Origin of the sequence: Micromonospora sp. NPDC020750 (genome assembly GCF_044334565.1) — a bacterium.
Lineage (GTDB): Bacteria > Actinomycetota > Actinomycetes > Mycobacteriales > Micromonosporaceae > Micromonospora.
In genome coordinates this window covers 74,841-88,123 of the sequence record NZ_JBIRTH010000005.1, presented here as the reverse complement: position 1 = coordinate 88,123, position 13,283 = coordinate 74,841, and the positions used below count along the sequence as shown (strand labels likewise).

Sequence of the window (13,283 nt, the reverse complement as noted above, 5' to 3'; positions counted from 1 at the left end):
TGAGTGCCATACGGCCCGGCTCTCCCGATCGACATGCCGCCCCCGGCGGGTGCTACCCCGCCGAGTCGTCGACGTACCGGTCGAGCAGGGCGTGGAAGCTGGGCGCGAGCACCGTGCTGGTCGCCGAGTCGTGCTCCGGCCGACGGACCACCCCGTCGGCGTCGAGGACGATCGGGTCACCGTTGCCGTCGATCGCGATCACCAGGCCGGTCCCGGTCCCCGGCCAGCCGTCCCGCCGGTAGCGCAGGGTCAGGTCGACGCAGCTGGCCTCCTCCAGCAGGTGGGAGTTTCGCAACCCGTACACGGGTATCCCCACGTGACAGCCGCCGAACCGGGCCACGAACTCGACGTAGTCCGGCGGCGGCAGTATGCCGATCGTCGCCAGCGCCGCGACGGTCTCCGCCGGCGGCGACAGGGTCCCGGCCCCGTACCTGCCGACCGCCTTCTCCAACCTCTCGACCAGTTCACCGCTGAGCGCCATCCGTGGATGGTAGGTGTATGAGGGCTGAACGTTGGTGACGCGGCGAAATCGCCTGATCGGTAGCAGGCGCCGTTGTCGGTGACGATCCGGTCGATGTGGGTGATGCCGTGGGCGGCGAACCAGACCTTTGCTCGGGCGAGGAACGCGGCCGCGGTTGCGCCCTTCTCATCGGCCAGTGGCTCGGTGTAGGCCAGGCGGGAGAAGCCATCGACGATGGAGTGGAGGTAGACGTAGCCGCGTTTCGCGCCGGCTGACTTGGCTCGGTCGGCGGCCTTGCTGATTGATCGTTACGCCCTGGTCACCCAGTTCATCGGTGATCCGTTGGGCGGACCACTTGTGTTCGCGCCGCCAAGTCTCGATGAGCTCGATCACTTCGGCGGGTAACGAGCTCGGACTGGCATGCGGAGTCGAGGAGCGATCCTGCAAGCCAAGTTCACCGTGCCGGCGCCAGTGGTTGACCCACTTGGATGCGCACGCTCGTGAGATGCCCATCTCCGCCGCTACGGGGGCGATGGGACGGTCCTTGCAGCGTTCGACCAGCCGTCGTCGGCCTTCGATGGAGAGAGGTGCGTTGGCCTGGGTCATCGCGCCTCGACCGCCTCGCCGCACTCGCTTTCAGCCGGGTTCTCGTCCCTGGCAGGACGGGGTAGCCAGCGGAGTGCCACTAGGCCGAGTCCGAGGTGCAGCAGGCTGGCTGCTGCGGCGGCGACGTGCATGCCGGTGAGGAAGGCTGATTTGGCGTCGGTGACCAATGTGTCTGCCAGGCCGGGAAGTTGAAGCGTTTCGTCGACTGTCGGTGCGAGGTCGGGCCCCTGGAGTCGGAACAGCAGTGCCGCCAGCGAGCCAAGCAGTGCAATGCCCAGGGCGTTACCGATCTCATTGCTGGTCTCGGCGATCGCGCCTGCCGACCCTGCTCGCTCAGGCGAGACCGCACTAACGGCGGTGTCAGCGACGACTGCGAAGGAGATGCCATAGCCGATGCCAGCGATCGCAGTGGAAGCGACGTACCAGCCGATCCCGCCCGTGATGGTGGTGGGCAGGAGCAGGAGCAGCCCGATGGCGATGGAGAAGTGGCAGACAAGCAGCGCGGTGCGTTTCCCGACGCGGCCGACCAGCGCAGGGGTAGCAATGCAGGTCGTGGTGAGCACGACGGCTCCCGGTAGCGCCAGCACGGCGGCCTGCTGGACCTGGACGTCGAGGACGGACTGCAGGTAGATCCCGGCCAGGTAGGCGGCTGCTGACCACGCCGCCAGCGGGAGCAGGCCGGTGATCACCGCGACGGTGAAGACCCTGTCGCGGAACAGCGAGAAGTCGATGAGCGGATGCTCCAGCCGTCGTTGCCGGATGCCGAACCATGCCAGCACGGCGACGCCTGCGATCACCGTGCCCACTGCGGTGACCGACAACCCCTCTGCGGCGGCATGCTTGAGCCCGTAGATCGCCAACAAGAGCCCAACCGCAGAGGTCACGACACTGATGGGGTCGACCCGTCCGGGCCGGGTGACACGCACCTCGCCGAGCAGCACTGGTGCGAAGCAGACGAACAGCGCGATGACGGGAAGGTTGATCAAGAACACTGATCCCCACCAGAAACGTTCCAGCAACACGCCACCGATGACGGGCCCGATCGCGAAGCCGGCAGCGAAGGCAGCAGCGAAGATTCCGATGGCCTGCGCCCGACGCTTGGGGTCGGTGAACAGTTCACTCAAGACCGCCAAGGCCGACGGAAGCAAAGTAGCGCCGGCGACTCCCATCACGGCGCGGGCGGCGATGAGAAGCTCCGGTGTCGGGGCGAACGCCGCCGCGGCCGAGCCGATCCCGAAGAAGAGCGCGCCGAGCATGAGCAGCTTGAGCCGCCCATAGCGGTCGCCGATGTTCCCGAACGCGATGAGCAACGATCCGACCGCGAAGCCATAGATGTCCAGGATCCAGAGCGCTTGGTCAGCGCTCGGATTGAGAGCCTGACTGACTCGTGGCATCGCGAGGAACAAGATCGACCCGTCCATCGAGACCATAAGCACCGGGCCGAGGACGACCAGCAGACCGAGCCAGGCCCGGACCAGGGTCGTGCGTGAGGCGTCTTGTGTCATGGCTGCAACGCTTCCGCCCGGCGTGGGGAGCAGCCAGACACCTGGTGTGGGTACACCCAGCAGGTACACCCAGCCTTGCGCGCGAGGTGCCTAGGCTCGGTGGTGTGGAGAGCCTTGGAGCATTCTTGAAGAGCCGACGCGACCGGGTCACCCCGGACGAGATCGGGCTACGCACCTACGGAAGTGCCCGACGCGTCCCGGGGCTGCGGCGCGAGGAGCTCGCCCACCTGGCAGGGGTCAGTGCCGGCTACTACACGCGGCTGGAGCAGGGCCGGGCCGAGACGGCCTCCGAACAGGTGCTCGACGCCCTAGCCCGAGTGCTGGAGCTGGATGAGGTGGAGATCGCCCACCTGCACAACCTCGCCCGCCAGCCCTCCCCGCCTGGCCTCGCCGAGCCACCCGCGGAGGGACCCCACCCTCGCGTGCTCGCGCTGCTCGCATCACTGGCCGAGGCGACTCCAGCGATCGTGCTGGGCAGACGCGGCGACGTACTCGCATGGAACCGCACCGGCCACGCTCTGTTGGCCGAGCACCTTGACTTCGATGCGCCACGCGACCCGGGAAGTCGTCCCTCGATCCCCCGGATGTTCTTCCTCGACCCCCTCACCCGGGATATGTACCGCAACTGGGACGAACTCGCGCGCATCCACGTCGCGTACCTGCGTCTCACCGCTGGAAGATTTCCGACCGATGCACGACTGGCGAACCTCATCGGTGAACTGACGATGCGCAGCGACCAGTTCGCCACGATGTGGGCAAGCGGTGACGTCGCCGACTGCACCACCGGCGATATGCATCTACAACACCCCACGATCGGCGCTGCGAGCATCGCCTACCAAGTCTGGTTACAGCCCGACAGCCCCGATCACCGTGTCGAGATCTACACCCCCAACGACGCCTCCTCGGCAGAAGCACTGCAGATACTCAGCCAATCCGTCCCTAAAGAGAAGCACCCGATCGCAGGGCAACCCGAGGAGCCTTCCTCTGGTCGCGATCGATCCGTCAACAACCTCCTGCCCCGCAACAGGTAGGCGGCAGGCCCTCCCTGGCTTCTTGGAGAGGCTCCCCAATGTCGGGTCTGTGCCCTGCCGGCCGGTCGAGTCTGTGATCTTTGAAGGCCTACGGCACTGGATCTTCGTCCTGGTCGCCGCGACCGGCTTGGGCTCGCCGGCCGGGACGGTCGTCGTCGGGGATTGCTGGCAGAAGACCGACATCGACGGGTCGTACACCGGCCACAACTGCAAGGGCGCCTTCACCCCGGCCGGGGCCGACCAGCCGGCGGATGTCGTCACCTTCACCGCCAGCGGCCTGCACCGGTCGGGGAAGGTGATCGAGGTGTGGGGCGTCGAGGGTGCTGCTCCCACCGAGCGGTATCTCGGCCACATCATGGTCATCACCTGGGCAACGCTGGGCATCGTCGTATTCGGCTGGACACCGCTGGTCTGGTTGCTCAGCCCTCTGGGCCGCAACGAGGACGCCGACTTCCCGCGTCTCGTCATAGTCGTCATGCTGTCGTGCGGGGTGGTGGCCGTCCTCGGCTGCGTTCTGCTGTTGTTTCCCTGAGTGCTGCTCACCGTGCTGACCGCTCGCCTCGGAGCGCACCCGCTGTCCTCGGATGGCGGCGCGGTCGTAGCCGATGAGCGTGTGGTGACGCCGTCAGCCGCCAGCGAGAGAAACCTGACGTTGTTCTTCAGTGCCCGCTGTGTCCGGCCTGCCCTGGGGCGGTGAGGTCTCGACCATCTCAACGGTGGCGTCGGGGCGGACCCGCGCTGGCAGCCTGCCGAAGCGGGCGGAGCGACTCTGAGCGCTGTCGAGGTCAGCGACCTGTTTACCCATATGACAATGCTTGCACGTCAGCGTCGCCACAGGGAGTCCCAGGACGTCCGGATCTGCCGCGGGCAGCGCGTCACAGGTCGCGGCCGGCTGGGGCAATACCGACCGGTCGTGCCGATGTTGGTGAGTCATGAGGTCTCGTGCCCCTCCGAGGACGCGCCACGACCGGCGGCCGAGACAAGTTCGTTTCCGGCCCACCCGTCTGCCAGTGGTATGGCAGCCGAGGCGACCCGGATGCTGCGGGTGGCCGGCGAAGGCGGCTTCGACGCGTCCCCGGCGACCTGCCGGCTCGCCCGTCGGCAACTCGTCAACTCTTAATTAATGGCGTCATTAAAGTCTCCACCGGCGGATTCGTCAAGAGCGGGGCGTCCCGAGAGGGCAGAAGTCGCGTCGATTGACAGTGTCGGCTATCGATGTCTTGACGGGGGCGCAATCTCGCCGTAACACTCTCCGAGAGCGCTCTCTCATCGTGCTGCCGCCCCCCGGCAGCGCCGTCCGCGGCGCCACGGTCCTCTCCTCGTCCCCCGTCGCGCCCGGCGTCCGCAGCCCTCTATCGACAGGCGGAGTCATGACATCTCGCGTCCCATCCGTACGTCCGACACCGGGCCTTCGGCCCGCCCGGCGGCGTACCCTCGTCGGGCTGGTGCTCGCGCTCGTCGCGGCGCTGGCACCGACCGGCGGGTCGCCGGCCCAGGCGGCGCCGGTGCTGCTCTCGCAGGGCCGCCCGGCGACCGCCTCTTCCGTCGAGGGCGCCGGCACGCCCGCGTCGGCGGCCGTCGACGGCAACACCGGCACCCGCTGGGCGAGCGCGTTCAGCGATCCCCAGTGGCTCCAGGTCGACCTGGGCACCCGCGCCACCATCAGCCAGGTGACCCTGGTCTGGGAGGGCGCCTACGCCCGGGCGTTCCAGATCCAGACCTCCGACGACGGCGGCGCGTGGACCACCGTCGCGAGCACCACCACCGGCAACGGCGGCACCCAGAACCTGACCGTCACCGGGGCCGGCCGGTACGTGCGGATGCACGGCACCGCGCGGGCCACCGGCTACGGCTACTCACTCTGGGAGTTCCAGGTGTACGGCGAGACTGGGGGCCCGACGCCCACCTGCGGCAGCGCCAACGCCGCCCAGGGCCGCCCGGCCACCGCCTCTTCCGTCGAGGGCGCCGGCACGCCCGCGTCGGCGGCCGTCGACGGCAACACCGGCACCCGGTGGGCCAGCCTCGCCGCGGATCCCCAGTGGCTCCAGGTCGACCTCGGGTCCAGCCGGTCGATCTGCCGGGTCGTCCTGCGCTGGGAGGCCGCCCACGCCCGGGCGTTCCAGGTCCAGACCTCGGCCGACGGCAGCGCGTGGAGCACCGCCTGGAGCACCACCACCGGCTCCGGCGGCGTCCAGTCCCTCGACCTCACCGCGACCGGCCGCTACCTTCGGGTGTACGGCACCGCGCGGGCCACCGGTTACGGCTACTCACTATGGGAGCTGGAGGTGAACGTGACCGGGACCGACACCCCGCCGGTCGAGCCGACCGACCCGCGCAACCCGAACCTCGGCCCGAACACCTTCGTGTTCGACCCGAGCACGCCGACCGCCACCATCCAGAGCCGGCTGAACACCCTGTTCACCCAGCAGGAGACCAACCAGTTCGGCCCCCAGCGGTACGCGGTGCTGTTCAAGCCGGGCACCTACACCGCCGACGTCAACCTCGGCTTCTTCACCCAGGTCGCCGGCCTCGGCATGAGCCCCGACGACGTCAACCTCAACGGCCACGTGCGGGTCGAGGCGTTCTGGATGGGCGGCAACGCCACCCAGAACTTCTGGCGCTCGGCGGAAAACCTGTCGGTGACCCTGCCGGCGGGCACCAGCGTGGAACGCTGGGCGGTGTCGCAGGCGGCCCCCTACCGCCGGATGCACCTGCGCGGCGCGCAGAACCAGATCCAGCTCTGGAACGGCGGCGACGGCTGGTCCAGCGGCGGGCTGATGGCCGACACGAAGATCGACGGCACGGTCGTCTCCGGCTCGCAGCAGCAGTGGTACTCGCGCAACAGCGAGTTCGGCGCCTGGACCGGCTCGGTGTGGAACATGGTCTTCCAGGGCGTCACCGGCGCCCCGCCGCCGAACTTCCCCAACCCGTCGCACACCGTTATCGCGCAGACCCCCCAGGTGCGGGAGAAGCCCTTCCTGTACGTCGACGGCACCGGCGAGTACCGGGTCTTCGTGCCGGCCCTGCGCGCCAACTCGGCGGGCACCAGCTGGTACGGCAGGACCCCCGCCGGCTCGTCGCTGTCGCTCAGCGAGTTCTACGTCGTCCGCCCGGGCACCAGCGCGGCCACCATCAACGCGGCGCTCGCCCAGGGTCGGCACCTGCTGTTCACCCCCGGCGTGCACCACGTCAGCGAGCCGATCCAGATCAACCGCGCCAACACCGTGGTCCTCGGCCTCGGCCTGGCCACCATCCAGCCCGACAACGGCACGGCCGCCATGCGGGTCGCCGACGTGGACGGGGTGAAGGTGGCCGGCGTGATGTTCGAGGCGGGCACGGTGAACTCGCCGGTGCTGATGGAGGTCGGCCCGGCCGGCTCGGCGGCCAGCCATGCCGCCAACCCGACCTCGCTGCACGACGTCTTCTTCCGCATCGGCGGGCCGGGCGTCGGCCGGGCCACCACCACGCTGACCGTCAACAGCGACAACGTCATCGGCGACCACATGTGGCTGTGGCGGGCCGACCACGGCGACGGGGTGGGCTGGGCGGCGAACACCGCCGACACCGGCCTCACCGTCAACGGTGACGACGTCACCATGTACGGGCTGTTCGTCGAGCACTACCAGAAGTACCAGACCGTCTGGAACGGCAACGGCGGGCGCACCTACTTCTACCAGAACGAGATGCCCTACGACCCGCCGAACCAGGGCGCCTGGATGAACGGCGCGTCCCGCGGGTACGCCGCGTACAAGGTGGCCGACGGGGTCACCAGCCACCAGGCGTGGGGGCTGGGCAGCTACTGCTACTTCAACGTCGCCCCCTCGGTCGTCGCCGACCGGGCCATCGAGGCCCCCACCAACCCGAACGTCCGGTTCACCAACATGGTCACCGTGTCGCTCGGTGGGGTCGGCACCATCAACCGGGTGATCAACAATGCCGGCGGCACGGCCAACGCCGGCAACCAGGTGGTCTACCTGACCACGAACCCGTAACCCGGCCGACGGCCACGGGCCCGGTCGGCATCGTCGGCCGGGCCCGTACTCGGCGCCGCCGGTGTCCCTCACCCCTGCCCGGCGCCGCCCCACGCCGCCTCGACCAGGGCGGGGAGGACCAGGGCGGCCGGCCCGCGCAGGTTCACGGCGCAGACCGGATCCAGCGGCGTCCGGTGCGGGTTGACCTGGATCACCGGGGTGCCGAGGCTGGCCGCGACCTGGGGGATCTCGGCGGCGGGGTGGACCAGGCCGGAGGTGCCCACCGTCACCAGGAGGTCGCAGGAGGCCGCGGCGTCGACCGCCGCGGCCAACGCCGCGGCCGGCAACGCCTCGCCGAACCACACCACGCCCGGCCGGACCGGCGCCCCGCAGCGCGGGCACCCGGGCGGTGGTACCCGCCGGCCGTGCGCCGGCTCGACCGACGCCGCGTCCGGCAGTGGCGCCGGCCGGGCGCAGGCCGAGCAGCGCGGCGCGAACAGGCTGCCGTGCAGGTGCAGCGGCGCGGCCGAACCCGCGCGTTCATGCAGGTCGTCGACGTTCTGGGTGATCAGGACGGTGTCCGGGACGCGGGCCCCGATCGCGGCCACCGCCAGGTGTCCCGCGTTCGGCCGGGCCGCCCGGACGCTGGCGCGTCGCCACTCGTACCAGCCCCACACCAGCGCGGGGTCGTCGCGGAACGCCTCTGCCGTGGCAAGCTCCTGCGCGTCGAACCGTTCCCAAAACCCGGTGAGGGCGTCGCGGAAGGTCGGCACACCGCTCTCGGCCGAGATGCCCGCGCCGGTGAACACCACCACCCGGTGCGCCCGGCCCAGCAGCGCCGCGGCCTGCCGGACGTCGTGCCCCATGTCGTCTCCCTCCCGCGCGCGGGCCGACCGCGCGCCCGGACGAGTCTCACAGCCTCGCACGGGGCACCCCACGGCCGCCGGCGCGCGGTCCGGCCGGCGCGGCCGTCAGGCCCGGCTGCGCACGAAGGTCTCCTCGCCCCATGACCCGTCGTCGTTGTCCTCGCGGATCACGAGCCGGTCGCCGGCGCACCGGTACGAGCCGTTCGTGTCCCGGACGGCGGTCGTCACGTCCACCTTGCGGTCGCCGACGCGCAGCAGCACCACGTCGCCGGAGGTGACGGAGTCGCGCTGGGTGTAGAGCCCGGCTTCGGCCGCCCAGCGGTAGGTCACCACTCCCCGGTGGACGCTGCGCACCGCGTGCCCGTTCAGCGTGCCCTCGGCGACGAAGAGGTCGTACAGGTCGGTCGCGCCGCCGTCGGCCCGGTACGCGGTGGCGAAGCCGGTGTCCGGCCCGCTGGCCAGGTCGATGCCGGCGTCGCCGGTGAGGCCGGCCAGCGTGCCGAGCAGCGAGTCGGCCTCGACGGGGAAGTGGTAGCGGCCGGCAGCGAGCCGCCAGACCCCGACCAGGCAGGGGTCACGGGCGGCGGGCGCCGCCGGGGCCGGCCGACCACGGGCCACCGCCACCGTGCCGGCGGACGCGAGCAGCACGGCGACCGCGGTCACCACCCACCGTCGGTGCCGCCCGGCGGCGGCCAGTCCCGCCGCCACGGCCGCCCCGAGCGCGGCGGTGAGCACCGCCGCCACCGGGGCGACGACGAGGGCGTGGGTGAGCGCGCGGACCGCGTCGACTCCGTCTACGGCGGGAGCGCAGCGGTCCGTGGCGCCGGCCACGCAGGACAGCACCGTGCCGGCGGCCAGGATGGCCGGGACCATCAGCAGCCCCGCCGTGAGGGCGGCAAGCAGGGCGTGCGGCAGCGCCAGGCGCCGGGTGGCCACCGCCGCGACGGCGACGGTCAGCTCGACGAACGTGACCGGCAGCAGGGTGTGGCTGTTGACCAGGACCGCGGCGGTGGACGTGGTGAGGCCGGGGTCGCGTGCGGCGACGCCGACACCGAGGGGCACCAGCGGCAGCACCAGGGCGCCGACGGCCCCGCCGACGAGGCCCAGGCGCACCGCCCGCCGGGTGGCGTGGCGGGTGGCCAGGACCGGGAACAGCGCCGCGGCCAGCGGCAGGGCGAGCAGGTACGGCGCCTGGGCGGCAACGATGCGGAAGTAGAAGCCGAGCAGGTCGAGCAGGACCAGCGGGGTGAGGGTGTCCGGGTGGCCCTCGCGCGCGGCGACGAGGCGCCACATGCTGAACTCGCCGTCGGTGGACCAGGCGTCCAGCACGAGCAGGGCCGCCACGTAACCGGCACTGACCGCCGTGGTGGCCAGCGCGGCGCCGGCCCAGGCCAGCCGGGTGCGGGACGCGTCCGACGGCGCGATGCGCCGCAGGTGCGCCCGCGCGCCGTCGGCCACCCACCGGCCGAGCAGTGCGCCGCCGGCGATCCACAGCAGACCCAGGATCACCTCGACCCACCAGGCCCGCCGGTCGCTGGTGTACGCCGCGGACCAGGCCAGCCGCCGACCGACGAGCAGGCCGCAGGCCAGTGCCGCGCCGAACAGCCCGCCCGAGGCCGCCGGCGCGGCGGTGTGCCGCGCCCACCAGGCGGACCGCCACAGCGCGCCGGTGGTGACCAGCGCGAGCGGCACGCCGAGCAGCACGCCGGCGGCGAAGGCGCCGCCCGTCGGGTCCGAGCCGGGCAGCGTGCGCGGCAGGTTGGACATCAGGCCCATCAACGGCGGCGCGGCGATGCCGGCGGCCAGCCCGGCGCCGAGCGCCTCCACCGGGCGGGCGGCGTACCGGCGCCCGGGACGGTCCAGGGCGTCCGCGCGGGCCCGGGCCAGCGGGTGGAACCGGAAGACCGCGCCCAACCGGGCCCACCGGCCGGCCCGCCTGCGGTCGGTGGCCAGCAGCGCCCGGACGGCCGCGCTGTCGTCGCCGGTGAGCCGGGCGTCGGCGGTGAACTCCCGGGCGCGCAGCACCGACCACGCCGACACCTGCACGATCAGCGCGAACGCGGCCAGCCGCCAGGCGTCGTCGAACAGGTCCCGGGCGGGAACCGATCCGACGTAGTTGACCGCAACCGGGACGAGCACGGCGAGCGGGAACGCCCACGCCTGGGCGATGGTCAGCCGGGTGAGGTGGACGTCGGCGTTGCGCACGTGGGCCAACTCGTGCAGGACGACGGCCCGGAACAGGTGCGGCGCCGTGCGGTGGGCGTGCACCAGCCCCAGGTCCAGCCGGACGTACCGGACGGGCCCCGCGCCGAAGGTGTTGCCGCTGATCCGCGCCGACCGGGACACCACGAACGTCGGCGGGCGGCGCAGCCCCGCCTCCCGGACCAGCCCGGCCAGGTCGGACCGCAGCGCCTCGGTGCCGGGGGTCCGGTCGAGGCGGCGCAGGTCGCGCAGCCGGCACTCGCACCAGGGCGCGGCGAGGTAGACGACGGCGGCCACCGCCGCGAGCACGGCCAGCCCGATGAGCATCTGCCGGAGCAGGTCCGCGTCCAGGGTGCCCAGGCAGCGCTGCACCGCCGCCACGGCCTCCTCGTCCACCGTTCCGGCGCGCATGTCGATCGGCGACGGCAGCCCGCTCAGGCACTCCGTGCGGGCGCGGGTGGCGTCGGCGTCGACGAGGACGGTCTGCCAGCCGAACATGCTCGTGCCCACGACCGCCGTCACCGCGGCGACGAACCGGCCGAGGGTGGTGGAGGGCAGCGGCGGCGTTCCCTCGCCCGCCCTGCCGCCCTCAGTTGCCGTCGACATCCGGGGCGGTGTCGCCGAAACGTTGGGCGAACGCGTCCCGCACCGCGTCGCGCAGCACCGCGACCTGGTCCTCGGTCAGCTCCCAGCGCGGGTCCCGGGCGGCGGCGGTGACGGCCTCCTCGATGCGCAGCAGCTGGCCGGGCCCCAGCCGCACGGTGCCGACCGGCGGGAGGCCGGCGGGGGACCGGCGGGCCCGCCAGCGCCGGCCGAGGCCGCGCAGACCGCCGCGAACCGCCTCCGTGGCCTGCTCCCGCAGCCCGTCGCGCAGCGCCTCCACCCCGATGCCGGTCAACACCAGCAGGTACGGCAGGAGCGGCTCGATGGTCCACTCGAAGCCCCCGCCGCCGGCCTCGCCGCCGCCCACCCGCACGAGCCGGGCCGGGTCGCGGCGCCAGTGCTCGGGGCGGCGCCGGTAGGTGGGCGCGAGGAACACCAGCAGCGGCTCCTCGGCGGGGGCCACGGCCCGGACTGCCAGCCGGACCAGATCGTCCTCGATCTCGGCCGTCGGGGTGTGCGTGGACGTGGTCCGGGGCATCGTGCTCCTGCTCTCCCGCAAGTCTTCGCGGTCACCGTACGGGGGACGGCGGCAACTGGCGGTCGGCAACCGGACAGTCGCGCCCGGTCGGGCGGCCTCGGGACCGGCCGTCGACCGGTCCCCGCCCGAGCCTCCGTCACCGGGGCCGCCACCGAGCCGGGACACCCCGCCCCGGACATCGACTAGAGTCGCGGCCGAACAGGGCATCGGGGCGGGGCCGGCGGATCGTCCCCGGCCCACGGGACGCGGTCGCATCCTGCACGGTGGACGGACACACGGGCGGACGGTTGATGGACATTCGGCTGCGCGGGCCGGTCGGGTGGCGGTGGGCGACGGCGGGAGTCGCGCTGGCCGCCGTGGCCATCGTCGGCGTGACCATCGTCGGCGTGGCCCCGGTGGCGGCGGCGGGCCCGCCCCCAGTGCTGTCGTCGGCCGCCGGCACGCCGGTGTGTCAGGTCCGCGACGGCCGGCTGAACGAGATCTCCGGGATGGCCGCCGTCGGCGACGGGTTCGTAGTGGTCAACGACGGCGCCGACGAGGAGGCCCGGCGTCGGATCTTCTTCCTCGACGCCGACTGCGCGGTGGTGCGGACGGTGCGCTACCCGTCGCGTCCCCGCGACACCGAGGACCTGGGCGTCGGCGCGGACGGCACGGTCTGGGTGGCCGACGTCGGCGACAACGACCGCTCCCGCCGGACGGTCGCACTGTGGCGGCTTCGGCCCGGCGGAAAACGCCCGGTGCTGTACCGCCTGACGTACCCGGACGGTCCGCACGACGCGGAGGCCCTCCTGATCGCCGGTGACGGGCGTCCGGTGATCGTGACCAAGCAGGGCGGCGGCGCCGGCCTGTACCGCCCGGCCGCAGCGCTGCGGCCGGGCGCGACGGTGCCGCTGACCCGGGTGGGGCAGGTGCGGCTGCCGTCCACCAGGACCCGCAACCCGTTCTCCTTCGTCGGTCGGGCGGTGGTCACCGGCGGTGCGACCGCGCCGGACGGGCGTCGGGTGGTCCTGCGCACCTATGCCGACGCGTTCGAGTTCGACGTCTCCGGCGGCGACGTGGTCGCCGCCCTGACCACCGGCACGCCGCGGGTCGTCCCGCTGCCGGACGAGCCGCAGGGGGAGTCGGTTACCTACAGCCGTGACGGCCGGTCCCTGCTCACCGTCTCCGAGACCGCGGGCCAGCCGCCCGGCACGCGGCCCACGATCCTGCGCTACGCGCTGACCCCGACGCCGACCGCCACCCGGCCCCGGACCGACCCGACGCCGGCCGCACCCCGGGGCACCGATGCCCCCGACCGCGCCGACCGTGCCGACCACGGCGGTGTCAGGTCTGCGGTCGCGGGGGCGGCGGTCGCGGCGCTGGCCCTGCTCGTCCTGGGGATGGCCAGGGCGAGGGGCGCGGGCCGCCAGGACAAGGGAAAGTGAGGCGCTCCCGGTCCACAGCGGACCTTCGACGCGCGAGCCGCGCCCGGCCGTGCACGACCGGGGCCCGCAGCCGTACG

9 protein-coding genes and 1 pseudogene are annotated in these 13,283 nt (G+C 72.5%); 4 read left to right on the top strand and 6 right to left on the bottom strand.

The window, feature by feature from the left end; all coding sequences use genetic code 11:
* Positions 1-52: 52 nt before the first annotated feature.
* From ACH4T9_RS17110 to ACH4T9_RS17100, 3 genes and pseudogenes are all read right to left on the bottom strand, one after another.
* Positions 53-481 (bottom strand): SMI1/KNR4 family protein, encoded by a 429-nt coding sequence (locus ACH4T9_RS17110; protein WP_396672479.1) that lies wholly within the window; start codon positions 479-481, stop codon positions 53-55.
* Positions 481-1,066, bottom strand: a pseudogene (locus ACH4T9_RS17105) (helix-turn-helix domain-containing protein); the annotation flags it as partial. The gene ACH4T9_RS17110 and the pseudogene ACH4T9_RS17105, both read right to left, overlap by 1 nt.
* Positions 1,063-2,571, bottom strand: a complete 1,509-nt coding sequence (locus ACH4T9_RS17100) for an MFS transporter (protein ID WP_396672480.1) — start codon at positions 2,569-2,571, stop codon at positions 1,063-1,065. The gene ACH4T9_RS17100 and the pseudogene ACH4T9_RS17105, both read right to left, overlap by 4 nt.
* 104 nt (positions 2,572-2,675) lie before the next feature.
* Here ACH4T9_RS17100 and ACH4T9_RS17095 point away from each other — a divergent pair, with 104 nt between their 5' ends.
* The 3 genes from ACH4T9_RS17095 to ACH4T9_RS17085 all read left to right on the top strand — a co-directional run bounded on the left by ACH4T9_RS17095 (position 2,676) and on the right by ACH4T9_RS17085 (position 7,594).
* Entirely contained in the window at positions 2,676-3,602 is a 927-nt protein-coding gene (locus ACH4T9_RS17095) for a helix-turn-helix transcriptional regulator (RefSeq protein ID WP_396672481.1), read from the top strand.
* A gap of 73 nt (positions 3,603-3,675) precedes the next feature.
* A complete protein-coding gene (locus ACH4T9_RS17090) occupies positions 3,676-4,134 on the top strand; it encodes a hypothetical protein (RefSeq protein WP_396672482.1) in 459 nt (152 codons plus the stop codon).
* 838 nt (positions 4,135-4,972) lie between these two features.
* Positions 4,973-7,594 (top strand): discoidin domain-containing protein, encoded by a 2,622-nt coding sequence (locus tag ACH4T9_RS17085; RefSeq protein ID WP_396672483.1) that lies wholly within the window; start codon positions 4,973-4,975, stop codon positions 7,592-7,594.
* 68 nt (positions 7,595-7,662) lie between these two features.
* On the opposite strand, the gene ACH4T9_RS17080 is transcribed toward ACH4T9_RS17085, so the two are convergent.
* From ACH4T9_RS17080 to ACH4T9_RS17070, 3 genes are all read right to left on the bottom strand, one after another.
* A complete protein-coding gene (locus ACH4T9_RS17080; RefSeq protein WP_396672484.1) occupies positions 7,663-8,439 on the bottom strand; it encodes an SIR2 family NAD-dependent protein deacylase in 777 nt (258 codons plus the stop codon).
* Between the two features lie 105 nt (positions 8,440-8,544).
* Complete coding sequence (locus ACH4T9_RS17075) at positions 8,545-11,247, bottom strand: M48 family metalloprotease (RefSeq protein ID WP_396672485.1); 2,703 nt, start codon at positions 11,245-11,247, stop codon at positions 8,545-8,547.
* Positions 11,231-11,782, bottom strand: a complete 552-nt coding sequence (locus tag ACH4T9_RS17070; protein ID WP_396672486.1) for a hypothetical protein — start codon at positions 11,780-11,782, stop codon at positions 11,231-11,233. Before ACH4T9_RS17070 ends, ACH4T9_RS17075 begins: the two co-directional genes overlap by 17 nt.
* 263 nt (positions 11,783-12,045) lie before the next feature.
* On the opposite strand from ACH4T9_RS17070, the gene ACH4T9_RS17065 reads away from it, so the two are divergent.
* On the top strand, positions 12,046-13,206 hold the full coding sequence (locus ACH4T9_RS17065; protein WP_396672487.1) for a hypothetical protein: 1,161 nt from the start codon (positions 12,046-12,048) through the stop codon (positions 13,204-13,206).
* Positions 13,207-13,283: the final 77 nt, after the last annotated feature.

What these genes read in the sequence shown, in the direction of transcription:
- ACH4T9_RS17110 (WP_396672479.1), bottom strand. Translation starts at nt 481, where the DNA reads ATGGCGCTCAGCGGTGAACTGGTCGAGAGGTTGGAGAAGGCGGTCGGC.
- ACH4T9_RS17085 (WP_396672483.1), top strand. Translation starts at nt 4,973, where the DNA reads ATGACATCTCGCGTCCCATCCGTACGTCCGACACCGGGCCTTCGGCCC.
- ACH4T9_RS17075 (WP_396672485.1), bottom strand. Translation starts at nt 11,247, where the DNA reads ATGTCGACGGCAACTGAGGGCGGCAGGGCGGGCGAGGGAACGCCGCCG.
- ACH4T9_RS17080 (WP_396672484.1), bottom strand. Translation starts at nt 8,439, where the DNA reads ATGGGGCACGACGTCCGGCAGGCCGCGGCGCTGCTGGGCCGGGCGCAC.
- ACH4T9_RS17100 (WP_396672480.1), bottom strand. Translation starts at nt 2,571, where the DNA reads ATGACACAAGACGCCTCACGCACGACCCTGGTCCGGGCCTGGCTCGGT.
- ACH4T9_RS17070 (WP_396672486.1), bottom strand. Translation starts at nt 11,782, where the DNA reads ATGCCCCGGACCACGTCCACGCACACCCCGACGGCCGAGATCGAGGAC.